This is a genomic window from Streptomyces sp. bgisy027 (genome assembly GCF_057710365.1).
The window spans coordinates 40,794-65,572 of the sequence record NZ_JBYIVZ010000044.1; the positions used below are offsets into that span (position 1 = coordinate 40,794).

Sequence of the window (24,779 nt, forward strand, 5' to 3'; positions counted from 1 at the left end):
CGGGAGATGCCGTGCGAAAACGGACCATCTCCCTGATCAGGTGGGCGAATGCCTCCTAGCGGACCCCTGTCTTCGTGCCCTGCGAAGATGTGCCAGAGTTGCCACGTCCGCCCTGTCAGCACGTACCGTACGGCAACACAGGCGGGACCAGGTGGGGCAGCGGGAAGGGGCAGCCGGTTTGACCACGCACGCACCGCAGGCGGCGCAGGCCGTGACGCTGCCCACGACGCTGGACGAAGCCGTGGCGGCACTCGCCGCCATGCCCGCCGCCGTGCCCGTGGCGGGCGGCACCGACCTCATGGCCGCCGTCAACTCCGGGCAGCTCAGGCCCGCCGCGCTGGTCGGCCTCGGCCGGATCAGCGAGATCCGCGGCTGGCAGTACCAGGACGGCCACGCGCTGCTCGGCGCGGGCCTCACGCACGCGCGCATGGGCCGCCCCGACTTCGCGGCCCTCATCCCGGCGCTCGCCGCCGCCGCGCGCGCGGCGGGCCCGCCGCAGATCCGCAATGCCGGCACCCTCGGCGGCAACATCGCCTCGGCCTCCCCGACCGGTGACGCGCTGCCGGTGCTCGCCGCTCTGGAAGCGACCCTGATCGTCGCGGGCCCGGGCGGAGCCCGCCGGGAGATCCCGGTGTCCCACCTGCTGGCGGGCATGGAGATGCTGCGCGCCGGCGAACTCATCGGCTACGTGCGCGTGCCGCTGCTGCACGCCCCGCAGGTCTTCCTCAAGGCCACCGGCCGCACCGGCCCCGGGCGCGCCATGGCCTCCGTCGCGGTCGTGCTCGACCCCGCCCGGCGCGGAGTCAGGTGCGCCGTCGGTGCCATAGCGCCGATGCCGCTCAGGCCCCTGGAGGCCGAGCAGTGGGTCGCCCAGCTGATCGACTGGGACAACAACCGCGCGGTCGTCCCCGAGGCGCTCAACGCCTTCGGTGAGTACGTCGCCGCGGCCTGCATCCCCGACCCGGCCCCGGCCGAGGACGGCTCCGTGACTCAGCATCCGCCCGCCGTACTGCACCTGCGGCGCACCGTCGCCGCGCTGGCCCGACGAGCACTGGGGAGGGCGCTGTCGTGACCGACGACCGGCACGAAGGGGGCACGCCCCAGGGCGCGGGCCGCTGGGACCCGCTGCCCCAGGGCGAGTACGACGACGGCGCCACCGCCTTCGTCAAGCTCCCCGAAGGGGGCATCGACGCCCTCCTGGCCAACTCCGACAGCCCGCTCGCCGCGCCCGGCCACGGGTACGTCCCGCCGCAGATAACGGTCGCGCCGGGCGCCGGCACCGACCCCGCGGCCCCCGGCGGCTGGCCCGCCGCCGGCACCCCCGCCGAGGGCGACCGCTGGCCCGACCCGAACGCCCCGCAGGAGCCGGGCGGCGACCGGTTCACGTACCACCCCGGCGCCACCCAGCAGTGGAACTTCTCCGAGACCCCGGCGGGCCAGGACACCGGCGCGTCCGGTCAGGACGTCACCGGGCAGTGGTCGATCCCCGTCGCCGGAGGCGACCTTCCGGACGAATCCGGCGAGTTCACCACGTCCTCGCTCGTCGAGCAGTGGGGCGGCGGCACCCCGCCGGCCACGCTGCCGGGCGGCGCGGCCGCACCGTGGGCGACGCAGGCGACCGGGCAGCCCTGGGGACAGCAGGCGCAAGCCGCGGCCGCCGAGGCGCTGGGAACCGCGCCCGCGCGCCCCACCGATGCCGAGCACGCTCCCGGACAGCCGGGACCGCACGCCGACGACCCGCACGCCGCACCCGCCGGCGGGCACCCCGTCCGGCGGCCCGTCGGAACCGGGCCCGCGTCCGCCGCGTTCGGCCGGGACGACGACCCGTCCGCGGCACCCGGCGCGGAGCCCCACGCGCGTGTGGAGCCCGGCGCGTTCGCCCCGAGCCGCTCCGAGCGGCCCGCCGCCGACTCCGCCGAAAGCGCTCCAGAGCCCTCACAGGCCGCTCCGGGGGCCGGCGAGGCCGACTCCGACGCCACGGACGCCCCACCCGCCGCAGAGGCCCCCCAGGGCCCCGCGGAGCCCTCCGCCGAGAGCGCACCCGACGGCGAGTCGGGCACCGAGGCCGCCGAGGACTCCGAGCAGGCCGCCGACGCGCCGCCGCTGCCCGGCGAGGAACACCCCCTGGCCTCCTACGTCCTGCGCGTCAACGGCGCCGACCGGCCCGTCTCGGACGCCTGGATCGGCGAGTCGCTGCTCTACGTGCTGCGCGAACGGCTCGGCCTCGCGGGCGCCAAGGACGGCTGCTCGCAGGGCGAGTGCGGCGCCTGCAACGTGCAGGTCGACGGACGGCTCGTCGCGTCCTGCCTGGTGCCCGCCGTGACCGCCGCCGGCAGCGAGGTCCGCACCGTCGAGGGCCTGGCCGCCGACGGACAGCCCTCGGACGTGCAGCGGGCACTCGCACGCTGCGGCGCCGTGCAGTGCGGCTTCTGCGTGCCGGGCATGGCGATGACCGTGCACGACCTGCTGGAGGGCAACCCGGCGCCGACCGAGCTGGAGACCCGCCAGGCACTGTGCGGCAACCTGTGCCGCTGCTCCGGCTACCGGGGCGTGGTGGACGCCGTCAAGGAAGTCGTCGCCGAGCGCGAGGCGCACACCGGGGCCGACGACGGCGAACAGGACGGGGACGAGCCGCGTATCCCTCACCAGGCGGGCCCGGGGGCCGGCGGGGTGCACCCGTCGGCGTTCGAGCCGCGCGGCGCCAGGGGATCGCATGACCAGGCGTACGGCCAGGACGGAGGCCAGGCGTGAGCAACGAAGCCGCCACCGCGACCACAGCCGCGGAGGCAGCACCCGCCCCCGAGCCGATCCCGCACGGCCTCGGCGCCTCCCTGCAGGCCGCCGACGCCCGTGCCAAGACCGAGGGCACGTTCCCGTACGCGGCCGACCTGTGGGCCGAGGGCCTGCTGTGGGCGGCCGTACTGCGCTCGCCGCACCCGCACGCGCGCATCAAGTCCATCGACACCGCCCACGCGCGCGAGATGCCCGGCGTTCGGGCCGTCGTCACGCACGAGGACGTGCCGGGCAGCCCGCTGCTCGGGCGCGGCAAGGCCGACCGCCCGGTCTTCGCCTCCGAGGTCGTACGCCACCACGGCGAGCCCATCGCCGCCGTCGCCGCCGACCACCCGGACACCGCGCGGCTGGCCGCCGCGGCCGTCATCGTCGAGTACGAGACGCTCGACCCGGTGACCGACCCCGAGCAGGCCTTCGAGGCCGAGCCGCTGCACCCCGACGGCAACCTGATCCGGCACATCCCGCTGCGCCACGGCGACCCGGACGCGGCCGGCGACATCGTCGTCGAGGGCCTGTACCGCATCGGCCGCCAGGACCCGGCCCCGATCGGCGCCGAGGCCGGGCTCGCCGTGCCGCGGCCCGACGGCGGCGTGGAGCTCTACCTCGCCTCCACCGACCCGCACACCGACCGCGACCGGGCCGCCGCCTGCTACGGCCTGGAGCCCGAGCGCGTCAAGGTCGTCGTCACCGGCGTGCCCGGCGCCACCGCCGACCGCGAGGACCAGGGCTTCCAACTCCCGCTCGGCCTGCTGGCGCTGAAGACCGGCTGCCCGGTGAAGCTGACGGCCACGCGCGAGGAGTCCTTCCTCGGCCACACCCACCGGCACCCGACCCTCCTGCGGTACCGCCACCACGCGGACACCGAGGGCAAGCTGGTCAAGGTCGAGGCGCAGATCCTGCTGGACGCGGGCGCCTACGCCGACACCTCCGCCGAGGCACTGGCCGCCGCCGTCGGCTTCGCCTGCGGTCCGTACGTCGTCCCGAACGCCTTCATCGAGGGCTGGGCCGTACGCACCAACAACCCGCCCTCCGGCCATGTGCGCGGCGAGGGCGCCATGCAGGTCTGCGCCGCCTACGAGGCGCAGATGGACAAGCTGGCCAAGAAGCTCGGCGTCGACCCGGCCGAGCTGCGCCTGCGCAACGCGCTGGCCACCGGTGACGTCCTGCCGACGGGCCAGACGGTGACCTGCCCGGCCCCGGTGGCGGAGCTCTTGCAGGCCGTACGGGACTACCCGCTTCCGGCCCTGCCCAAGGACACCCCCGAGGACGAGTGGCTGCTGCCCGGCGGCCCCGAGGGCGCGGGCGAACCGGGTGCCGTGCGCCGGGGCGTGGGCTACGGCCTGGGCATGGTGCACATGCTCGGGGCCGAGGGCGCGGACGAGGTCTCCACGGCGACCGTGAAGGTCCACGACGGCGTGGCGACGGTGCTGTGCGCGGCCGTCGAGACCGGCCAGGGCTTCACGACGCTGGCCCGGCAGATCGTCCAGGAGACCCTCGGCATCGACGAGGTGCACGTGGCACCCGTGGACACCGACCAGCCCCCGGCGGGCGCCGGCTGCCGCGGCCGTCACACCTGGGTGTCGGGCGGCGCGGTGGAGCGGGCGGCCAAGATGGTCCGTACGCAGCTGCTCCAGCCCCTGGCGCACAAGTTCGGCATGTCCACCGAGCTGCTCCAGATCACCGACGGCAAGATCACGTCGTACGACGGCGTCCTGTCGACCACCGTCACCGAGGCGATGGACGGCAAGGAGCTGTGGGCGACGGCCCAGTGCCGGCCGCATCCGACCGAACCGCTGAACGACGCCGGCCAGGGCGACGCCTTCGTGGGCATGTCCTTCTGCGCGATCCGCGCGGTGGTCGACGTCGACATCGAGCTGGGCTCGGTGCGCGTGGTCGAGCTGGCGCTGGCCCAGGACGTCGGGCGGGTGCTGAACCCCGCGCAGCTTCAGGCGCGCATCGAGGCGGGCGTGACGCAGGGCGTGGGCATAGCGCTCACGGAGAACCTGCGCTCGGCACGCGGCCTGATCCGGCACCCTGATCTGACGGGCTACTCCCTGCCGACGGCCCTGGACGCCCCCGACATCCGGATCGTGAAGCTGGTCGAGGAGCGGGACGTGGTCGCGCCCTTCGGCGCGAAGGCGGTCAGCGCGGTGCCGGTGGTGACGTCGCCGGCGGCCGTCGCGTCGGCCGTGCGCGCGGCGACGGGCCGTCCCGTGAACCGGCTGCCGATCCGGCCGCAGGCCGCGGTGGTCAACGCGCAGTGAGCCGGCCGGTCGGCCGACCGGTCCGGCCGGCAGGACCACGGACGTTCCCGATGTGCGCCGGATTCCCGGTTCGTCCCGCTCGCCGGCGGAGCTCGTGGGAGCGATTCCAGCGAAGAGGGAACGTTCCGGGGTGTGTCGAGCGTCTACTGATGTGAAGCGCTGTCAGTGGGTGTGCTGGTCCCGGGGCGTTGTCAGTGGTGGCGCGTAGTGTTCTGGGCAGTGGGGACGGCGGCCGGGTCCGACGGGCCGGTCGGCAGGCCGTGTCGTGCCCGGGGTGGCGAGAAAGCGCATGCGGGGGAGCCATGAGCACGACGACCACGACTCACGTCGCCGAGGCAGCGATCGTCCTGACCGAGGCCGAGCTGGATCCGTACGTCACGCACGCGTCGACGCGACGCTGGCTGACCGGACCCGGACTGCCCGGCGACAGCGGTGTGCTGACCTTCGCCGAGCTCGGCCGTGACGGTCTGCGGACGGTCGCGGACTCGACGGGCGACCCCGAGGACCGGCTGGCGGCCGGGCTCAGGGACCAGTTGGTGATAGGCGGGCTGCTCGGTCCCGGCGGCCTGGAGACGGAGTCCGTCCTGCTGGACGGCATCACGGGGGAGATCTCGACGACGCACTTCCTGCACGACCGCCCCGACCTGATGGACCGCCGCCCCCTGGCGCCGTCCCTGCGGACCCTGGTGCGCTTCGCGGAGGCCACGGACGAACTGGCGGGCCTGCGCGGCCAGTTCGCCTCCTACGTCGGCCGGTACGGCCCCAAGGCGGTGGCGGAGGCCTCCCGGCATCTGCTGGCGGTGTTCGAGGAGGGCACGGGCGGTGAGCCCGCGCCGTTCTGGAGGATGGCCGCGCTGATCCGGCCGTTGGCGCTCGTCGCCGGCCGGGCCGGGGTGTCGGGGCTCGCCCTGGACCTGCCGGCGCGGCTGCTGGACGAGGAGTTCGGCCGGCGCCAGGTGGTGCGCTTCGAGGACGTCGACTTCCCCGGCACGCTCACCCACGAGCCGACGCGCCGCTTCCTGCGCGAAGTGGGCCTGCCCGAGGACGGCTTCCTGTTCTCCCTCGACCCGGACGTCTCCCTGCCGACGCTGGCCGAGTACTACGCCGAGGTCGACCCTGAAGCCGAACTCCCCGCCCGCGCCGATCACTTGATCCGCCTCGGCCATCTCGTCGAGGACAACAGCCTGGTCGTCGACGGCGAGTCGGGTGCGGTGCTGAACTGGAGCGAGTCCGAGGCGAGACTGTTCCCGCTCAATACGGACGTCTCGACGCTGGCCTTCACGCTCTGGCTGCTGCACCGCGAGCAGGCGATGGACGAGGAGTCCGGGCACGCGCTCACCAGCGACGCCTACGACCAGCTGGCCATGACCATGCTCCAGGTCCTGTCGACGGTCGACCCGACCGGCACCAGGGCGGGCAGGGACGGCCGGCACTACTGGACCGAGGTGTTCCAGGACGAGGCGAGCGGGGTGCTCGAATCGGTGGGCGGGCCGCGCCAGCCGGTGCGGATGGCGTGACCGCGTACGACTGACGCCGGTATCCGGCCGGGAGCCGCCCGGCCCGATGCCGGCGTCGGGGAAGAGATCCTCAGGACGACCGGACGGTCAGGAGGACTTGGCCGCGGTCACCGGGCGCCGGCGCACGGCGAGGATCAGTCCGCCGCCGAGGGCCGCCGCGGCGGCCGCCGCACCGGCGATCAGCGGGGTGCCGTCGGAGCCGGTGCTCGCCAGGTTGCCCTCGACGGAACCGGTGGAGGAACCGCCGGTCGAGGTGCCGGCCGACGTGGCGCCGGAGCCGCCGGTGGAGCCCGTGCCGCCGGTGGACTGGCCCTCGTGGTCGTTGCCGCCCGTGGTGGGGGTGAGCCGGACCCGGAAGGTGACGCCGTCCGCGGCCGCGGTGCCCTTGTTGGTGATGACGACGTTCTCGTCGTACACGTCGCCCGGCTTGGGGGACGTGCTCGGCAGATTCGAGATCACCAGGGCGGGCGCGGCCTCCTCTGCTCGCGTACGCCCTCGTCATCGATGTCGCCTCCGGTGACGAGAGCGACATCGCAGTGATCGCGGGGCGGCTGCGCCGGTTGTGACGTCGGTCCCACCCGTGTGTGACGCGGCCTCGTCCGCGCCCGGGCACCGTCGGGGCGCCGGTAGGGTGGCCCGGTTGTCATACGTAGCCGAGCCGCCCAACCCCTTTACGGAGACCGTGACTACCACCGCCGCCTCCTCCTCGCACCATCTGTCCCCCGCCTTCCCCGGCCGCGCCCCCTGGGGCACCGCCAGCAAGCTGCGTGCCTGGCAGCAGGGCGCGATGGAGAAGTACATCCAGGAGCAGCCGCGTGACTTCCTCGCGGTCGCCACGCCGGGCGCCGGCAAGACGACCTTCGCCCTCACCCTGGCCTCCTGGCTGCTGCACCACCATGTCGTGCAGCAGGTCACCGTGGTCGCGCCGACCGAGCACCTGAAGAAGCAGTGGGCGGAGGCGGCGGCGCGCATAGGCATCAAGCTCGACCCGGAGTACAGCGCCGGCCCGCTCGGCAAGGACTACCAGGGCGTCGCCGTGACCTATGCCGGTGTCGGCGTACGGCCCATGCTGCACCGCAACCGCGTCGAGCAGCGCAAGACCCTCGTCATCCTCGACGAGATCCACCACGCCGGTGACAGCAAGTCCTGGGGCGAGGCCTGCCTCGAGGCCTTCGAGCCGGCCACGCGGCGACTCGCCCTCACCGGTACGCCGTTCCGGTCCGACACCAACCCCATTCCCTTCGTGACGTACGAGGAGGGGAACGACGGGATCCGGCGGTCCGCAGCCGACTACACGTACGGATACGGCAACGCGCTCGCCGACCATGTCGTCCGGCCGGTCATCTTCCTGAGCTACAGCGGCAACATGCGCTGGCGCACCAAGGCCGGCGATGAGATCGCCGCGCGGCTCGGCGAGCCCATGACCAAGGACGCCGTCTCGCAGGCCTGGCGCACCGCCCTCGACCCGCGCGGCGAGTGGATGCCGAGCGTGCTGCGCGCCGCCGACCAGCGGCTGACCGAGGTCAGGAAGGGCATCCCGGACGCCGGCGCCCTCGTCATCGCCTCCGACCAGGACTCCGCGCGCGCCTACGCCAAGCTCATCCGCGAGATCACCGGCAGCAGGGCGACCCTCGTCCTCTCCGACGACGCCGGGGCGTCCCAGCGGATCGACGACTTCAGCGGCAACAACGACCGCTGGATGGTCGCGGTGAGGATGGTGTCGGAGGGCGTCGACGTCCCCCGGCTCGCCGTCGGCGTGTACGCCACCACCATCTCCACGCCCCTCTTCTTCGCCCAGGCCGTCGGTCGTTTCGTGCGGTCCCGGCGGCGCGGCGAGACCGCGTCCGTGTTCCTGCCGACCGTCCCCGACCTGCTCACCTTCGCCAACGAGATGGAGGTGGAACGGGACCACGCCCTCGACAAGCCGAAGAAGGAGGGCGAGGAGGACCCGTACGCCGAGTCCGAGAAGGAGATGGAGGAGGCGAACAAGGAGCAGGACGAGGACACCGGCGAGCAGGAGCAGTTCTCCTTCGAGGCGCTGGAGTCGGAGGCCGTCTTCGACCGGGTCCTCTACGACGGTGCCGAGTTCGGCATGCAGGCCCACCCGGGCAGCGAGGAGGAGCAGGACTACCTCGGGATCCCGGGGCTGCTGGAGCCCGATCAGGTGCAGATGCTGCTCCAGAAGCGGCAGGCGCGGCAGATCGCGCACAGCCGTAAGAAGCCGGACTCCGAGGCGGATCTGCTGGAGCTGCCCGCCGAGCGGCGGCCCGTCGTCTCGCACAAGGAGATGATGGAGCTGCGCAAGCAGCTCAACACGATGGTCGGCGCGTATGTGCATCAGAGCGGCAAGCCGCACGGGGTGATCCACACCGAGCTGCGACGGGTGTGCGGGGGGCCGCCGAGTGCGGAGGCCACCGCCGGGCAGTTGCGGCAGCGGATCTCCAAGGTGCAGGAGTGGGCCACGCGGATGAAGTGACGCCGCGGGTCGAGGGGCGCCGTTTGCGGTTCGGGCGCGGGCCGGTGGGGGCTGGTCGCGCAGTTCCCCGCGCGCCCCGAAGGCGCGGCAGCCCGCCAGGCCCGCTCCTCAGGGCGCTTCGCGCCTCCTCGGAGCGCTGTGCGTGCCGTACATATCAGGATGAACGGGCGTGGTCCGTACCGGCCGATGCCCGGATTCTGGACGGAGCCTTCCGCTCAGCGAACCGGCTTCGCTAATGTCCGCCTACGCACACGCCCCGTGGCAGCGCCGCCGCGGAGCGCAGCCGTGAAGCGACGCGGTCCGGAATGCCGGACCGCAGGCCGATCGGCGGCCTCTGTAGCGCGTCACCGACGGGACTCGGTGACGCATCCGCCGCGAGGGGGCCGCCGACCTCACCACTAAGGAGTGGGCGTCGTGACCGCGGAGACCTCTCAGACGCTCGACCGGGGACTGCGTGTCCTCAAACTGCTGGCCGATACGGACCACGGGCTGACCGTCACCGAGCTTTCCAACAAACTGGGCGTGAACCGGACCGTTGTGTACCGGCTCCTCGCCACGCTGGAACAACACGCCCTCGTACGCCGCGACCTGGGCGGCCGCGCCCGGGTCGGACTCGGGGTGCTGCGACTGGGCCGACAGGTGCACCCTCTGGTGCGCGAGGCCGCGCTGCCGGCGCTGCGCTCGCTCGCCGAGGACATCGGGGCGACGGCCCATCTGACGCTGGTGGACGGCACGGAGGCGCTCGCCGTCGCCGTGGTCGAGCCGACCTGGACCGACTACCACGTGGCCTACCGGGCCGGATTCCGGCACCCACTGGACCGCGGTGCCGCGGGCCGGGCCATACTCTCCGCCCGGCAGCAGTCGACGGATGAACCCGGCTACACGCTGACCCACGGTGAACTGGAGGCGGGAGCCAGCGGGGCCGCCGCGCCGCTGCTCGGGGTGACCGGGGTCGAGGGCAGCGTGGGTGTGGTGATGCTGGCCGACTCGGTGCCGGAGCGGGTGGGACCGCGGGTCGTGGACGCCGCCAAGGAGGTGGCCGAGGCCCTGCGCTGACGGTGGGGGCCGTGATGGGTGTTGGCTGGGTTGACCGCTGGCGGCAGCGGCCGTGATGGGTGGTGGCTGGGTTTGACCGTCGGCGGCAGGGGCCGTGGTCGACGGTGGCTGGGCCGGCCGTTGAATGGCAAGGGCCGTGATGGGCGGTGGCCGGGTTGACCGCTGGCGGTGGGGTCCGTGATGGGCGGTAGCTGGGCTGACCGCTGGCGGCAGGGGCCGTGATGGGTGGTGGCTGGGCCGGTCGCTGAACGGCGAGGGCCGTGATCGACGGTGGCTGGGCCGGTCGCTGAACGGCAGGGGCCGTGACGTGTGGTGGCCGGGCCGGCCGATGGCGGCAGGGGCCGTGACGGGTGGTGGCAGAGCCGGCCGCTGACCGCAGGGCCGTGACGGGGTGGTGGCCGGGCCGTGCGCACTGTGGTGCGTAGGCGCTCTAGGCAGGGCTCGTGCCACCTCCGACACTCGACCCATGACCTCACTCAGCATCCGCACGGTTCACGACGTTGCCGGGTTCGCCGCGGTCGCCGACTACTTCAGCGACGTATGGCAGACGCCCCGCACCGCACCGCCCTTACTGCCCGAGACACTGCACAGCATCGCCCACGCGGGCGGGGCCGTGCACGCCGCGTTCGAGGGGGAGCGGCTCGCCGGTGCCTGTGTGGCCGTGTTCGGGCCGCCGCTGTCGAGAGAGGTGTACTCCGTGCTGGCCGCCGCCGAACGGGGGCTGGGGGTGCGGCTCAAGGAGGCGCAGCGCGCGTGGGCGGTGGAGCTGGGGGCACGCACCATGCGCTGGACCTTCGATCCGCTGGTCGGGCGCAACGCGCGCTTCAACTTCGTCAAGCTGGGCGCCGAGGGCACCGAGTACCTCGTCGACTTCTACGGCCCCATGGCGGACGGCGTGAACGACGGCGACGAGACCGACCGGCTCGCGGTGAGCTGGGACCTGATCGAGCCGGGGCGGCACGAAGGCGTCGCGGGACCCGCCGAGCGCGAGGCCGCGCCCACCACCCACACCGCCCCCGACGGCGGCCCGCTCGCCCGCCGCGACGTCTCCGACCGGCACGTCTGGTGCCGGGTGCCGGACGACGTCGTGGCGCTGCGGGCCGCCGATGCCCAGCTGGCGCTGCGCTGGCGGCGGGCCGTACGGGACGTCTTCACGAAGGCCTTCGCGGACGGATTCCTCGCAACGGGTATGTCTCGGGACGGCTGGTACACGCTCACCCGCCGGGAGGCCGCTTCGTGAAGCTCGAACGCGTCGAGATCGTCCATGTGGCGATTCCGCTGGTCAGCCCCTTCCGTACGTCCTTCGGCACGATGACGACGAAGGACACCTTCCTGCTGCACGTCGTCACCGACGCCGCCGAGGGCTGGTCGGAGTTCGCGGCGGACCCGGAGCCGGGGTACTGCTCGGAGTTCGTGGCCGGCGCGGAGATCGTGCTGCGGGACTTCCTGCTGCCGCGCGTCGCCGCGCTCCCCGTGCTCGCCGGGGCCCGCCTCGGGCCCGCGATGGCCGGCGTCAAGGGTCACGAGCTGGCGAAGGCGGCGCTGGAGACGGCGGTGCTGGACGCGGAGCTGCGGTCGTACGGGATGTCGCTGGCCACGTATCTCGGGGCGGTGCGCGAGCGGGTGCCGGCCGGGGTGTCGGTCGGGATCCAGCGCACGCTCGCCGAGCTGCTGGACGCCGTCGAGGGCTATCTCGCCGAGGGATACGTGCGGATCAAGCTGAAGATCGAGCCGGGGTGGGATCTCGAACCCGTACGGGCGGTGCGGGACCGCTTCGGGTGGGACCTGCCGCTCCAGGTCGACGCCAACACGGCGTACACCCTCGCGGACGCCGAGCACCTGCGGCGGCTGGACGAGTTCGGGCTGCTGCTGATCGAGGAGCCGCTGGACGAGAACAACCTGTACGCCCACGCCCGCCTCCAGCAGCGCGTCACGACGCCCGTCTGCCTGGACGAGTCCCTGCACAACGCCCGCGACACCGCCTCCGCCATCGCGATGGACGCCTGCCGGGTGGTCAACGTCAAGCCCGCGCGGGTCGGGGGATACCTGGAGGCGCGGCGGGTGCACGACGTGGCGCACGCGCACGGGGTGCCGGTGTGGTGCGGCGGCATGCTGGAGACGGGGATCGGCCGGGCGGCGAACCTGGCGCTGGCCGCCCTGCCCGGTTTCACGCTGCCCGGGGACACCTCCGCGTCCGGCCGCTACTTCGCCGAGGACATCACCGAGCCGTTCGTGCTGGTGGACGGGCATCTGCCGGTGCCGCGGACGCCGGGCATCGGGGTGCGGCCGCTGCCGGAGGCCCTGCGGCGCTTCACCCGGGAGCGGCGAGACCTGTACGTGACCTGACCAGCCCTGGTCCGTGACCTCGGTGGGGCAGCCTGGGCAGCTCCGACCTGCGCCTGGCCGGAACCCGCCGTCACGTTAGATTGATCCCGTGTTCTCTCGTCTCACGCGCCCCCGGGCCATCGCCGTCTGCGCTCTCCCGGTCGTGGCCCTGCTCGCCACGGCGGCCTTCGCGCCACTGCCGTTCTCGCTGACGCAGCCCGGCCTGACGGCGGACGTGCTGGGCGAGAACAGGGGCGAGCAGGTGATCACGATCTCCGGTGCGCCGACCCGGGACACCACCGGCCAGCTGCGCATGACGACGATCGAGGCGACCTCGCCCGACGCGGACGTCTCGCTCGGCGATGTCATCGACGCGTGGTTCAGCACGGACAAGGCGGTCATGCCGCGTGACTCGGTCTATCCGAGCGGGCGCAGCACGCGGGAGATCGAGCAGTTCAACACCGAGCAGATGCGGGAGTCGCAGGACGACGCGACCGAGGCCGCGCTGAACTACCTCGACCTGAACGACAAGGACGTCAAGGTCACCCTGAAGCTCGCGGACGTGGGCGGCCCCAGCGCCGGCCTCCTCTTCTCCCTCGGCATCATCGACAAGCTCAACGGCGACGGCACCGGCGGCGACCTCACCGGCGGCCGCACCATCGCCGGCACCGGCACGATCGATCCCGCCGGCAAGGTCGGCGCGGTGGGCGGCGTCTCCCTGAAAACCCAGGCGGCCGACCGTGACGGCGCCACGGTCTTCCTGGTCCCCAGGGAAGAGTGCGGCGACGCGAAGGCCGAACTCCCCAAGGGCCTGCGCCTGGTACCGGTGACCACCCTGAAAGGCGCGGTGAGCGCACTGCAGTCCCTGGAGTCGGGGAAGGGTTCCGTGCCGAGCTGCTAGTGCGCGAGCGCGGCCGATCGGGGAGTGCAGGTCCCGGAAAGGCGTCGGCCGCAGCGCCGAGCAGCTCCATCCTCAGGGGATGCGCGGGTCCGCGCAGCGAACGGGCGTCGTCCCCTACTTCACGAACCCCTCCCGCTTCATCCAGTCCAGCGCCACCTGATGCGGATCCTCGCCGTCCACGTCCACCTTCGCGTTCAGGTCCTGGGCGACGGAGTTGTTCAGTTTCTCGGTGATCGGGTCGAGGACCTCCGTGATGGCCGGCCACTTCTTCAGGGTCTTGGTGTTGATCACCGGGGCCGCGTTGTAGTTGGGGAAGAAGTGCTTGTCGTCGTCCATGACCACGAGGTTCATGGACTTGATGCGGCCGTCGGTCGTGAAGACCTCGCCGTAGGTGCACGTCCCCTTGGCGACCTGGGTGTAGATGATGCCGGTGTCCATCTGGGTGATGTTCTTCGTCGGGATGCTCATGCCGTACGCCTTCTGCATCCCCGGCAGCCCGTCCGCCCGGTTGGCGAACTCGACCTCCACGCACAGCGTCACCGCCGCGGGGTCGGACTTCGACAGCGCGGCGACCTCCGAGAGGTCGTTCGTGCCGTACTTCCTGTGGTTGTCCTGGTTCATCGCCAGCGCGTAGGTGTTGTCCAGCGCGGACGGCGCGAGCCAGGTCAGTCCGTTCTTCGCGTCCTCCTTGCGCACCGCCTCCCACTGCGCCTGCGGGTCGGTGATGGGATCGCTGTGCCCGAGATACGTGATCCAGGCCGTGCCCGTGTACTCGTACCCGGCGTCCGCGTCGCCCTTGCGGACCGCCTCCCGGCTGCCGATGGACCCCTGGATGCCGGTGCGGTCGAGCACGTCCGCGCCGGCCGCCTGGAACGCGATGCCCATGATCGCGCCGAGGATGAGCTGCTCGGTGAACGACTTCGACGTCACCGTCAGCTCGGCGCCCTTCAGCGGCTCGCCCCGGCCGATCGTCCCGGGCCGTACGTCGTCGACCATGGGGGAGCCGCTGGTCAGACCGCACCCGGCGGCCGCCACCAGCAGCCCGGCCGTCCACAGGACCGTCGGCCGCCTCACAGGTCCAGCCCCCGCGGCCGCAGCAGCACTTCCGCCAGCGCCGCCAGCCAGTCCACCAGCAGGGCGAGACTGACCGTGAGGATCGAGCCGAGGACCAGGACCGGCATGCGCTGGTTGGTGATACCGGCCGTGATCAGCACGCCGAGGCCGCCGCCCCCGCCGAACACCGCCAGGGTCGCGGTACCGACGTTGAGGACCAGGGCCGTGCGCACGCCCGCCAGGATCAGCGGGACCGCCAGGGGGAGTTCCACCCGGGACAGGACCCCCAGCGGCGACATGCCGATGCCGCGCGCCGCCTCAAGCATGGTCGGGTCGTTCGCCTGGAGACCGGCCATCGTGTTGGACAGCACGGGCAGCACGGCGTACGCGATCATGCCGATCAGCGCTGCCCTGCGGCCGATGCCCAGCCAGATCACCAGCAGCGCGAGCAGCCCGATCGCCGGGGTCGCCTGGCCCATGTTGGCGAACGCCACCGCCACCGGCGTCGCCCTGCGGAACGTCCGCCGGGTGAGCAGGATCCCCAGCGGGATCGCGATGATCAGTACGAAGAAGGTGGAGATCGCCGTGAGTTCGATGTGCTCCCACAGGGCCTGGGAGACCTGACCGTTCGACAGCGCGTTCTCGGAGACCGCGTCGAGGTCGGCCTGCTGGAACCACAGCCAGGTCGCGAGCAGGATCACCACCAGCATCGCGGGCACGATCGTCAGCTGCTGCCAGCTCAGCTTCCGGAACGGGCGCCGCACGTGCGAGGAGTACGCGGCCTCGCCGGACCCCGCGCCTTCGCCGGTCCCGGGAACATCGGGTTCCGAGGACGTCTCCGGCGCCCGGGGCGTCCTGGGGGCCTCGGGAGTACTCACGCCTTCATCCCCCCTCCCTCGCCCTCCTGTTCGGCGTGCGTGCGCTCCGCCCGCGCCCCCTCCAGCTCGTGCTGGGCCTCCAGCGCCTCCAGCCGGTCGGCGTCCAGCAGCTCGTGCACGGAGTTCATCAGCGTCTCCATGTCGACGACGCCCGTGTACTCACCGTGCCGCCCGGTCACCACGACCCGCCCCGCGTTGTCGGTGAGCACCGCCTCCAGGGCGTCCCGCAGCGTGGCGTCCCGCGTCACCGTGTCGCTCACCAGCGTCCCGGCCCGCGCCAGCGAACCCCGGGCCCGCATCAGGTCGCCGCGCCGGAGCCACTTGTAGGGCCGGCCCCGCTTGTCGAGCAGCAGGATCTCGTTGGTGCCGCTGGAGCGGAGCCGGTTGAAGATCTCCTGGAGCGGGTCGTCGACGGTCACCGTCGGATAGTCGGTGATCTCCACGTCCCGCACCCGGGACAGGTTCAGCCGCTTCAGCGCCGCCCCGGCGCCCACGAAGCCGGAGACGAAGTCGTCCGCCGGGTTGGTGAGGATCGCCTCGGGGGTGTCGAACTGGGCGATGTGCGACTGCTCGCGCAGCACGGCGATACGGTCACCGAGCTTGATCGCCTCGTCGAAGTCGTGCGTGACGAAGACGATCGTCTTGTGCAGCTCGTGCTGGAGCCTGATCAGCTCGTCCTGGAGGTGATCACGGGTGATCGGGTCGACCGCGCCGAACGGCTCGTCCATCAGCAGCACCGGCGGATCGGCCGCCAACGCCCGTGCCACGCCCACGCGTTGCTGCTGTCCGCCGGACAGCTGCCGCGGATACCGGCCGCGGAACTCCCCGGCGTCCAGCCCGACGAGATCGAGCAGTTCCTCGACCCGCGAGGCGATCCGGGCCTTCGACCAGCCGATCATCTTCGGGACGAGCGCGATGTTCTGCGCGACCGTCATGTGCGGGAACAGCCCCGCCGACTGGATCGCGTAGCCGACCTTGCGGCGCAGCTTCACCGGGTCGATGTCGGTGACGTCCTCGCCGTCGATGCGGATACGGCCGCCGGTCGGCTCGATCAGCCGGTTGATCATCTTCAGGGTCGTCGACTTCCCGCACCCGGAGGGGCCGACGAAGATGACGACCTCGCCCGCCTTGATCTCCATGTTCACGTTGTCGACGGCCGGCGTCGGACTGCCCGGATACTGCTTCGACAGGTTCTCCAGCTCGATGGAGGCGCCGTGGTGGCCGCCCGGGCCGCTGTCCTCAGGCACGGATCCCCCTGGAGATGGTCAGCCGCCCGAGCAGGACGTACGCGGCGTCGAACAGCAGCGCCAGGATGATGATCCCGACCGTGCCCGCGAGCACCTGGTTCAGCGCGTTCGCGCTGCCCAGCGAGGCGAGGCCGCGGAAGATGACATTGCCCAGGCCGGGGCCGGAGGCGTACGCCGCGATCGCCGCGATGCCCATCAGCATCTGTGTGGCGACCCGGATCCCGGTCAGGATCGGCGGCCAGGCCAGCGGCAGCTCCACCTTCAGCAGCCGGGTGAGCCGGGACATCCCGATGCCCTTGGCCGCGTCCACCAGGGACGGGTCGACCCCGCGCAGCCCGACGATGGAGTTGCGCACGATCGGCAGCAGCCCGTACAGCGTCAGCGCGATCACCGTGGGCGCCACGCCAAGACCCACGATCGGGATGAGCAGACCGATCATGGCCAGCGACGGAATGGTGAGGATGCCCGAGGTGGTCAGTGTGGCGAAGTTGCCGGCCCACTCGCTGCGATAGGTGACGACCCCGATCAGCACCCCGATCACGGTCGCCACCACCATGCACTGCAGGACGGCGCTGGCGTGCTGGAGGGCGTCGGCGAACAGCTGCTGGTGGCGGTTGCCCAGGTAGTCCCAGAAGCTCACACGCACTCACCCCACCGGGTCGCGGGCTAGTTGTCGGCCGTGTCCTGTGCCGCCTGCTCCACCAGCGGGATGATCCGCAGCGGAACAGGGTTCTCCATCACGATCGCGGTGGAGGCCCGGACGATCCCATCGAAGCCGACAACCCGGTCGATCACACGCTGAAGATCGGCGTTGGAGCGCGCCACGAGCCGGCACATCATGTCCCCGGTCCCGGTGGTCGTGTGCAGCTCCAGCACCTCCGGCACGGTCGCCAAGTGCGCCCGTACGTCGGGTCCTTGCCCCTGGCGGATCTGGAGCGTGGCGAACGCGGTGACCGGATAGCCGAGCGCGGCCGGTTCCACCTGGGGACCGAATCCGCGGATGACTCCGTTCGACTGAAGCCGGTCCAGCCGCGCCTGCACGGTCCCGCGGGCCACCCCCAGCCGCCGGGACATCTCCAGCACCCCGATCCGCGGCTCGCGCGCCAGCAGCACGATGATCCGACCGTCCAGATGATCGATCGCCACAGCAGCCTCCCTGGTGGGGTGGTCATCCTGTACAGACAGCCCGCAGAAACGGACCCAGCACTGAACATATTGACCAGTGAAAAACCAAACTATTGCGCACCTTGCCGTATCGGAGTGAGGCTGCGCCTATGACGCAGACCACACACCACACTCCCGACACCGCCCGGCAGGCCGACCCCTTCCCGGTCAAGGGAATGGACGCGGTCGTCTTCGCCGTGGGCAACGCCAAGCAGGCGGCGCACTACTACTCGACCGCATTCGGCATGCGTCTCGTGGCCTACTCCGGACCGGAGAACGGCAGCCGCGAGACCGCGAGCTATGTGCTGGAGAACGGCTCCGCCCGGTTCGTCCTCACCTCCGTCATCAAGCCCGCCACAGCCTGGGGCCACTTCCTCGCCCAGCACGTGGCCGAGCACGGCGACGGCGTCGTCGACCTCGCGATCGAGGTCCCGGACGCCCGGGCCGCGTACGCCTACGCGCTGGAGCACGGCGCCCGCTCGGTGGCCGAGCCGTACGAGGTGAAGGACGAGCACGGCACGGTCGTGCTGGCCGCCATCGCGACGTACGGCGAGACCCGCCACACCCTGGTCGAGCGCACCGGTTACGACGGCCCGTACCTGCCCGGCTTCGTGGCGGCGAAGCCGATCGTCGAACCGCCCGCCCACCGCACCTTCCAGGCCATCGACCACTGCGTCGGCAACGTCGAACTCGGCCGGATGAACGAGTGGGTCGGCTTCTACAACAAGGTCATGGGCTTCACGAACATGAAGGAGTTCGTGGGCGACGACATCGCCACCGAGTACAGCGCGCTGATGTCGAAGGTGGTGGCCGACGGCACGCTCAAGGTCAAGTTCCCCATCAACGAGCCCGCCGTCGCCAAGAAGAAGTCCCAGATCGACGAGTACCTGGAGTTCTACGGCGGCGCCGGCGTCCAGCACATCGCGCTCAACACGAACGACATCGTGGCGACCGTACGGACGATGCGCGCGGCCGGCGTCCAGTTCCTGGACACCCCCGACTCGTACTACGACACGCTCGGCGAGTGGGTCGGCGACACCCGGGTCCCCGTCGAGACCCTGCGCGAGCTGAAGATCCTCGCCGACCGCGACGAGGACGGCTACCTGCTGCAGATCTTCACCAAGCCGGTCCAGGACCGGCCGACCGTCTTCTTCGAGATCATCGAGCGGCACGGTTCGATGGGCTTCGGAAAGGGCAACTTCAAGGCCCTGTTCGAGGCGATCGAGCGGGAGCAGGCCAAGCGTGGAAACCTGTGACGGCCCTCTGAGCCTCTCCAGTCGTGCGGGTGTCACGGGGGGCATCCGCACGACCGGAGGGAGACACCGGTGGGGGACACCGCGGACCGCTTCGACCTGTCCGTGGCGTCCGAGCGCCGGCTGTGGAAGAAGGACACGCCCAAGGAGCCGACCGTACTTCAGTCGTCCGTCCTCGACGAGGTGCACAAGCACCTGCACGTCCGGCAGCTCGTGCGGGGCGGCTCCGAGGCCGGCGACCTGTGTCTGAACCGGCTCGACCTGCGGGGCGACCCGCCCGCCGACCGCGGCGACACCCATGTGTCCTGCCTGCACATCCGCACCGGCGAACCGGTCCAGCGCGAGCGCACCGAGGCCGGTCACTCGCTCTCCTTCCGCGAGCCGGAGGGCCTCGCGGTGCGGCGGACACCGAAGCCGTGGCTGTGCAGGGGCTTCGCGTCCGGAGCGGTGGGCGCCCGCGAGTTCTCGGTCTGCTACAAGCCGCACCGCCCCTGAAAGGGGGCGCTCACTCCTCCTCGGACTCCGCGTCCATGCCCGGCACGTCCTCCACCGACGGCTCGCCCAGCTCCCGCAGCGCCTGCTCGGCCAGCGGCACCCGGGTCGGCGAGAAGCGGGGGCTGATCCGCAGCGCCTCCTGGAGATGCCGGCGCGCGGCCCCCGGCATCTCCAGCTCCCGCTCGATCATCCCCAGGTGGTACACGTACAGCGCGCTGCGCACCCCGCCTCCGCGGTGCCGGTCGGTCGCCACCCGCGCGAACCTCAGCGCCTCCTCGTCCTCGCCGGCCCGGTGCAGCGCCCAGCCCAGCGCGTCGGCCACCGCGATCCCCGGCTGCCGGCGCCACTCGCCCCGCAGCCGCCGCACGGCGGACTCCGGGGCGCCGTGGTCGGCCTCGAAGCGGCCCAGCACCAGCTCCTCGTCCACCCCGCCCTCCGCGCCCTCGGCCGCCCGCTCCCGCAGCGAGTCGTACTGCACCCGCGCCGCCGCTCCCAGCCCCAGCGACTCGTACAGCTCGCCCAGCTCCAGCGCGTACTCCGGAGCCGGCTGCTTGGCGAAGGCCGCCCGGTAGGCGTTCAGCGCCTCCGTCGTACGGCCCAGCGCCGCCAGTGTCCGCCCCTGCCCGGCGAGCGCGGCCCGCTGGTCGGGGTCGAGCCGCACCGCCTCCTCGAAGTACCGCAGGGCCACGTCCAGGTCACCGCGTTCGAAGGCGAGCTGCCCGCCCCGCTCCAGATAAGCCGCCCGCTCCGCCGGGGCCTCGGCGCCCGCCGCCGCGTCCGACAGCGCGGCCGCCGCGTCCTCCCGCCGGCCCCGGTCCCGGTACACGCCGGCCGCCCACGCCAGCACCTCCGGCCCCTTGCGCAGCTCCACCAGCCGGTCCAGCGCCTTCTCGGCCGCCTTGTAGTCACCGAGCCCGGTCTGCGCGTCGATCAGCTGCGGATACGCCGACCACCGCCCCCGGTCCGCCTTCAGCGCCGCCTCGCTCCAGTTGCGCGCGGCCCGGAAGTCCCGCCGCGCGTTCGCCAGCGCCGCCATGCCGTCCAGCGCCCCGGCGTTCTTCGCCCGCGCCTTCAGGGACGTACGCAACGCCCGTTCCGCCTTCGGGTAGTTCGCCGGGTCCGAGGTCCGGCGGCCCTGCTCCACATACGCCGCGCCGAGCACCGCCCACGCCTCGGCGTCCTGCGGGTGGGCCCGCAGATGCCGCTCCCGCTCGTCGATCAGCGCCGCGAGGTCGGGCAGCGCGGCCGCCACGCCCGTCGTGACCGCGGCCAGCGCCCGCGACCCCGGTGCCGGCCCGGAGGTCCCGGCCCCGCCCGGTCCCCACGGCAGCAGTGTCAGCAGCCCGCCGAGCACGGCACACCCCGCCACCGCGGCGAGCAGCACCCGCCGCCGGACGCGCGGGAACCCCGGCCGCGTGCCCTGTCCGTTCTCCACGGCGTCGTTCTCCATGGCGCTCACTGTGCGTGAACGCGGTGCGTCGACACGACGACCACACCCGCCTTACGTCGGCTGCCGTACGCGGGGTTCACACCGATGGCCCCGGGTGTCACGCTGTGATCATGAGCCGTACCGAAGCCGCACCCGACCGCACCCGGGGTGACCTCGCCGAGCGGCTGCTCGCGGGGCTGCCCCCCGAGGCCGTCCTCACCGACCCCGACATCACGGCCTCCTACGCCAACGACATGGCCAGCTTCTGCCCGGCCGGCGCCCCCGCCGTGGTGGTGCTGCCGCGCACCGTCGAAGAGGTCCAGCACGTCATGCGCACCGCCACCGAGCTGCGCGTCCCGGTGGTCCCGCAGGGCGCCCGCACGGGCCTGTCGGGCGGGGCCAACGCCTCCGACGGCTGCATCGTGCTGTCCCTGACCAAGATGGACCGCATCCTGGAGATCAACCCCGTCGACCGCATCGCCGTCGTCGAGCCCGGCGTCATCAACGCCGCCCTCTCCCGCGCGGTGGGCGAACACGGCCTGTACTACCCGCCGGACCCCTCCAGCTGGGAGATGTGCACGATCGGCGGCAACATCGGCACCGCCTCCGGGGGCCTGTGCTGCGTGAAGTACGGGGTGACGGCGGAGTACGTCCTCGGCCTCGACGTCGTCCTGGCCGACGGCCGCCTGATGACCACGGGCCGCCGTACGGCGAAGGGGGTCGCGGGGTACGACATGACCCGCCTGTTCGTCGGCTCCGAGGGCTCGCTCGGCATCGTCGTACGGGCCGTCCTGGCGCTGCGGCCGCAGCCGCCGCAGCAGCTGGTGCTGGCCGCCGAGTTCGCGTCCGTGGCCGCCGCCTGCGACGCGGTGTGCCGGATCATGAAAACAGAAGGGCGCGCAGCGCATCCGCAGAAGGGCGGTGGTGGGAGACGGGCGGGCGGGCACGTGCCGTCACTGCTGGAGATCATGGACCGTACGACGGTCAAGGCCGTCAACGACCTGGCGCACATGGGGCTGCCGGAGACCACCGAGGCCCTTCTCCTGGCCGCCTTCGACACTCCGGACCCGGCGTCCGACCTGGCCGCCGTGGGCGCGCTGTGCGAGGCGGCCGGGGCCACGCAGGTGGTGCCGGCGGACGACGTGGCCGAGTCCGAACTCCTTCTCCAGGCGCGGCGGTTGTCCCTGACCGCGCTGGAGGCGGTGCGGGGCGTGACGATGATCGACGACGTGTGCGTGCCCCGCTCGCGGCTCGGCGACCTCATCGAGGGCGTGGAGCGCATCGCGGACAAGCACCAGCTCACCATCGGCGTCGTCGCGCACGCGGGAGACGGCAACACGCACCCGACGGTCTGCTTCGACGCGGCTGACCCCGACGAGTCCCGGCGCGCCCGTGAGTCGTTCGACGAGATCATGGCCCTCGGGCTGGAACTCGGCGGCACGATCACGGGCGAGCACGGCGTGGGGGTGCTGAAGAAGGAGTGGCTGGCGCGGGAGATCGGCCCGGTGGGCATCGAGATGCAGCGGGGCATCAAGCAGGTCTTCGACCCCCTGGACATCCTGAACCCGGGCAAGCTCTTCTGACGTCCCGCGCCTCACTGGGCGAGCAGCTGGTCGAGCGCGTCGTCGATGCCCAGCTGCTCGCCTTCCGTACCCGGGGGCACCGCCCGCAGCGTCCGCTCCAGCCAGGCCGACACCTGCGCCGCGGGTGCCTCCAGCAGGGCGTCGCCGTCGGGCGAGCTCAGCGCCATCAGTACGACGCTGCGGCCCTCGGACTTCGTCGGCCACACCCGCACGTCCCCGTGCCCGCACGGCCGGAACACCCCCTCCACGAGCAGATCGCGGGAGAAGGTCCAGTACACGGGCCGCTCGGAGTTGATGTGGAAGGTGACGTGCACGGCGTACGGATCGTCGCTGTGATAGCCCAGCCGCGCCGGCACCGGCACACTGCGCTCCGGCGACAGGATGAGCCGCAACTCCAGTTCGCGCTCCACGACGGTGTGATGCATGGCGTTCGTGTCCTCTCTCGTGACGCGTGCGAGCCGTGGGGACGGGCCCGTACGAGTGGAGAGGGAGCAGGGGCGCGGATCATTACGCGACTACCCCCAACTTTTTCGGCGAGATCGCCGTTGCCCGAACAGCCCCCGCGGGGCAGCGGTCGCGGGGTCGTGCCATCGGCGTACCGCACCGGAGTTCCGCTCGTGTGAAGTACGTGTACGAGGTTGCCCGGAAAGGGGCGGGTCCGGCGGGACCGGGGGTGGTGGTTGCGTCGGTCTGATAGATGTGGAGGCCCTCATTTGACCCACGAGCAGATACCGGACGACGGACATGAGCGCCCCAACCCCGGCCCCCGGTGACGACCGGCCCCGCGACGGGTATTACCCGGACCCGTCCATTCCTGGATATGTCCGGTACTGGAACGGTGCCTCCTGGGTGCCGGGCACCAGCCGTCCGGCGCCCACGGACGGCGAGACGCTCGCCCCGCCGCCGGGTGCGCAGCCGGTCCAGCCGCCCTCGGTGGAGGAGACCGGCCCGCACTTCTTCGACGAGGAGCCCGCGCCGGGCGGTGCCCAGCACGGCAGCCGTCCCGAGCCGGCGTCCGCCTGGGGCGCCGACTCCGCCCATCAGTCGGGCTTCGGCGGCGAGCAGGACCGCCGGGTCTCCTGGGGGCACCCCGAGCCCGATCCGCGGGACCCGCGCACGGCGGCCCGGGCGGACGGCACGGCGACCGCGTCCGCCGAGCCGGACGCGGACTCCGGCGGCGTCGCCTCCGGGGACACGTTCATGATCCGCAGGCCCGTCGCGGGCGCTTCGGGGCAGGCCGCTCCCGGCATCCCCGGCCCCGGTGGCCCCGCCCCCGCCGACGGCACCATGGCGATCCGCGCGGTGACCCCGCGCACGGGGCAGCAGGGCGGGGCGGCCGGGGCGCAGGCCGGAGGCACGGGCGCGTCCGCCGTCCCGGGCGCCGCTCGTGCGGACGCAGAGCGCCCCGGCGCGGCCGGTGCCCCGCAGGGCCCCGGCTTCGGCGCCGGGAAGGCCGCCGCGGACCGCGCCTCGGTGGCCCAGTCACAGCCTCAGGGGGCCGCTGGAGCCGGGTCCGCCGCCCAGGCGCCCGCCGGTGCCCCCCAGGGCCTCTCCGGCCCGCAGCAGGCCGCTCCGGGCGTCCCCCGTCAGTCCGTTGCCCCGCAGCAGCCGGCCGCCGCTTCCGGCACGCCCATGGCGGCGGGCGTCGGCGGCGGGCAGTCCTCCTGGGCGCAGCAGGTCCACCGGCTCGCGGGCCCTGCCGACGAGGACCAGCCCGTCGCCCCCTGGAAGCCCCCGGTCCTGGACCCCTTCCAGGCCGCCGCCCTGCGCCAGTCCGCCGCCCGCCCCGCGAACCTCGGCAAGCGGCTCGCCGCCCGGCTGATCGACACCGTCGTGCTGGCCGCCGTCACCGCGGTGGCCGCCGTACCGCTCGGCACCAAGGCCCTCGACCACGTCAACGACAAGATCGACGCCGCCAAGCTCTCCGGCGAGACGGTCACCGTCTGGCTGCTGGACGGCACCACGTCCGTGTACCTCGGCGTCATCGTGGCCGTGCTGCTCCTGTTCGGCGTGGTCTACGAGGCGCTGCCCACCGCCAAGTGGGGCCGCACGCCGGGCAAGAAGGTGCTCGGCCTGGAGGTGCGGGACATCGAGGGCCACGAGCCCCCGCAGTTCGGCGCCGCCCTGCGCCGCTGGCTCGTCCTCAGCATCCCCGGCCTGCTCGTGATCGGCGTCCTCGGTGTCCTGTGGTGCGTGTTCGACCGGCCGTGGCGCCAGTGCTGGCACGACAAGGCGGCACATACGTTCGTCGCGGGCTGACCCGTACGGCGTACGCCCCAGGGGATTTACGTACCCGGACGGCCCCGCGCCGGATGCGGAAGCGCGGGGTTCGCGGTCGACTCGGG

21 protein-coding genes are annotated in these 24,779 nt (G+C 72.6%); 13 read left to right on the forward strand and 8 right to left on the reverse strand.

Annotated features, from left to right (window positions below; all coding sequences use genetic code 11):
* Positions 1 to 178 precede the first annotated feature (178 nt).
* From AC3ETA_RS35080 to AC3ETA_RS35095, 4 genes are all read left to right on the forward strand, one after another.
* Positions 179 to 1,072, forward strand: a complete 894-nt coding sequence (locus AC3ETA_RS35080; protein WP_432196928.1) for an FAD binding domain-containing protein — start codon at positions 179 to 181, stop codon at positions 1,070 to 1,072.
* On the forward strand, positions 1,069 to 2,751 hold the full coding sequence (locus tag AC3ETA_RS35085) for a (2Fe-2S)-binding protein (protein ID WP_432196929.1): 1,683 nt from the start codon (positions 1,069 to 1,071) through the stop codon (positions 2,749 to 2,751). Before AC3ETA_RS35080 ends, AC3ETA_RS35085 begins: the two co-directional genes overlap by 4 nt.
* A complete protein-coding gene (locus AC3ETA_RS35090; protein ID WP_432196930.1) occupies positions 2,748 to 5,057 on the forward strand; it encodes a xanthine dehydrogenase family protein molybdopterin-binding subunit in 2,310 nt (769 codons plus the stop codon). Before AC3ETA_RS35085 ends, AC3ETA_RS35090 begins: the two co-directional genes overlap by 4 nt.
* A gap of 302 nt (positions 5,058 to 5,359) precedes the next feature.
* Positions 5,360 to 6,574 (forward strand): SUKH-4 family immunity protein, encoded by a 1,215-nt coding sequence (locus tag AC3ETA_RS35095; protein WP_432196931.1) that lies wholly within the window; start codon positions 5,360 to 5,362, stop codon positions 6,572 to 6,574.
* Positions 6,575 to 6,661: 87 nt separating this feature from the next.
* Here AC3ETA_RS35095 and AC3ETA_RS35100 read toward each other — a convergent pair whose 3' ends face one another.
* On the reverse strand, positions 6,662 to 7,033 hold the full coding sequence (locus tag AC3ETA_RS35100) for an LPXTG cell wall anchor domain-containing protein (RefSeq protein WP_432196932.1): 372 nt from the start codon (positions 7,031 to 7,033) through the stop codon (positions 6,662 to 6,664).
* Positions 7,034 to 7,256: 223 nt separating this feature from the next.
* Here AC3ETA_RS35100 and AC3ETA_RS35105 point away from each other — a divergent pair, with 223 nt between their 5' ends.
* From AC3ETA_RS35105 to AC3ETA_RS35125, 5 genes are all read left to right on the forward strand, one after another.
* Complete coding sequence (locus tag AC3ETA_RS35105) at positions 7,257 to 9,050, forward strand: DEAD/DEAH box helicase (protein ID WP_432196933.1); 1,794 nt, start codon at positions 7,257 to 7,259, stop codon at positions 9,048 to 9,050.
* Between the two features lie 414 nt (positions 9,051 to 9,464).
* Complete coding sequence (locus tag AC3ETA_RS35110; protein ID WP_432196934.1) at positions 9,465 to 10,106, forward strand: IclR family transcriptional regulator; 642 nt, start codon at positions 9,465 to 9,467, stop codon at positions 10,104 to 10,106.
* Positions 10,107 to 10,572: 466 nt separating this feature from the next.
* Positions 10,573 to 11,346, forward strand: coding sequence for a chorismate synthase (locus AC3ETA_RS35115; RefSeq protein WP_432196935.1), 774 nt, complete (start codon positions 10,573 to 10,575; stop codon positions 11,344 to 11,346).
* On the forward strand, positions 11,343 to 12,452 hold the full coding sequence (gene menC / locus AC3ETA_RS35120) for an o-succinylbenzoate synthase (RefSeq protein WP_432196936.1): 1,110 nt from the start codon (positions 11,343 to 11,345) through the stop codon (positions 12,450 to 12,452). The genes AC3ETA_RS35115 and menC overlap by 4 nt, the downstream gene beginning before the upstream one ends.
* Positions 12,453 to 12,540: 88 nt before the next feature.
* Entirely contained in the window at positions 12,541 to 13,332 is a 792-nt protein-coding gene (locus AC3ETA_RS35125) for a S16 family serine protease (protein WP_432196937.1), read from the forward strand.
* A gap of 114 nt (positions 13,333 to 13,446) precedes the next feature.
* Here the strand turns inward: AC3ETA_RS35125 and AC3ETA_RS35130 are convergent, their stop codons facing one another.
* From AC3ETA_RS35130 to AC3ETA_RS35150, 5 genes are read right to left on the reverse strand one after another with little or no spacing between them, the layout of a single operon-like run.
* Positions 13,447 to 14,406, reverse strand: coding sequence for a glycine betaine ABC transporter substrate-binding protein (locus AC3ETA_RS35130; RefSeq protein WP_432196938.1), 960 nt, complete (start codon positions 14,404 to 14,406; stop codon positions 13,447 to 13,449).
* Complete coding sequence (locus AC3ETA_RS35135) at positions 14,403 to 15,263, reverse strand: ABC transporter permease (RefSeq protein ID WP_432196939.1); 861 nt, start codon at positions 15,261 to 15,263, stop codon at positions 14,403 to 14,405. The genes AC3ETA_RS35130 and AC3ETA_RS35135 overlap by 4 nt, the downstream gene beginning before the upstream one ends.
* Complete coding sequence (locus tag AC3ETA_RS35140; RefSeq protein WP_432196940.1) at positions 15,260 to 16,510, reverse strand: betaine/proline/choline family ABC transporter ATP-binding protein; 1,251 nt, start codon at positions 16,508 to 16,510, stop codon at positions 15,260 to 15,262. Before AC3ETA_RS35140 ends, AC3ETA_RS35135 begins: the two co-directional genes overlap by 4 nt.
* Positions 16,503 to 17,150, reverse strand: a complete 648-nt coding sequence (locus AC3ETA_RS35145; RefSeq protein WP_432196941.1) for an ABC transporter permease — start codon at positions 17,148 to 17,150, stop codon at positions 16,503 to 16,505. The genes AC3ETA_RS35140 and AC3ETA_RS35145 overlap by 8 nt, the downstream gene beginning before the upstream one ends.
* Before the next feature lie 26 nt (positions 17,151 to 17,176).
* Positions 17,177 to 17,656, reverse strand: coding sequence for an Lrp/AsnC family transcriptional regulator (locus tag AC3ETA_RS35150; RefSeq protein ID WP_030950711.1), 480 nt, complete (start codon positions 17,654 to 17,656; stop codon positions 17,177 to 17,179).
* Between the two features lie 128 nt (positions 17,657 to 17,784).
* On the opposite strand from AC3ETA_RS35150, the gene hppD reads away from it, so the two are divergent.
* Positions 17,785 to 18,930, forward strand: coding sequence for a 4-hydroxyphenylpyruvate dioxygenase (gene hppD, locus AC3ETA_RS35155; protein WP_432196942.1), 1,146 nt, complete (start codon positions 17,785 to 17,787; stop codon positions 18,928 to 18,930).
* Positions 18,931 to 18,999: 69 nt separating this feature from the next.
* Complete coding sequence (locus tag AC3ETA_RS35160) at positions 19,000 to 19,422, forward strand: hypothetical protein (RefSeq protein WP_432196943.1); 423 nt, start codon at positions 19,000 to 19,002, stop codon at positions 19,420 to 19,422.
* Positions 19,423 to 19,432: 10 nt separating this feature from the next.
* Here the strand turns inward: AC3ETA_RS35160 and AC3ETA_RS35165 are convergent, their stop codons facing one another.
* Entirely contained in the window at positions 19,433 to 20,872 is a 1,440-nt protein-coding gene (locus tag AC3ETA_RS35165) for a tetratricopeptide repeat protein (RefSeq protein ID WP_432196944.1), read from the reverse strand.
* A gap of 104 nt (positions 20,873 to 20,976) precedes the next feature.
* On the opposite strand from AC3ETA_RS35165, the gene AC3ETA_RS35170 reads away from it, so the two are divergent.
* Positions 20,977 to 22,434 (forward strand): FAD-binding oxidoreductase, encoded by a 1,458-nt coding sequence (locus tag AC3ETA_RS35170; RefSeq protein ID WP_432196945.1) that lies wholly within the window; start codon positions 20,977 to 20,979, stop codon positions 22,432 to 22,434.
* 11 nt (positions 22,435 to 22,445) lie between these two features.
* Here the strand turns inward: AC3ETA_RS35170 and AC3ETA_RS35175 are convergent, their stop codons facing one another.
* Positions 22,446 to 22,859: an SsgA family sporulation/cell division regulator gene (locus AC3ETA_RS35175; protein ID WP_432196946.1), complete on the reverse strand. Its 414-nt coding sequence runs from the start codon at positions 22,857 to 22,859 to the stop codon at positions 22,446 to 22,448.
* A gap of 319 nt (positions 22,860 to 23,178) precedes the next feature.
* Here AC3ETA_RS35175 and AC3ETA_RS35180 point away from each other — a divergent pair, with 319 nt between their 5' ends.
* The gene (locus AC3ETA_RS35180; RefSeq protein ID WP_432196947.1) at positions 23,179 to 24,693 is read left to right on the forward strand and encodes an RDD family protein; all 1,515 of its coding nucleotides are present in this window, start codon (positions 23,179 to 23,181) and stop codon (positions 24,691 to 24,693) included.
* The last annotated feature ends 86 nt before the right edge of the window (positions 24,694 to 24,779 follow it).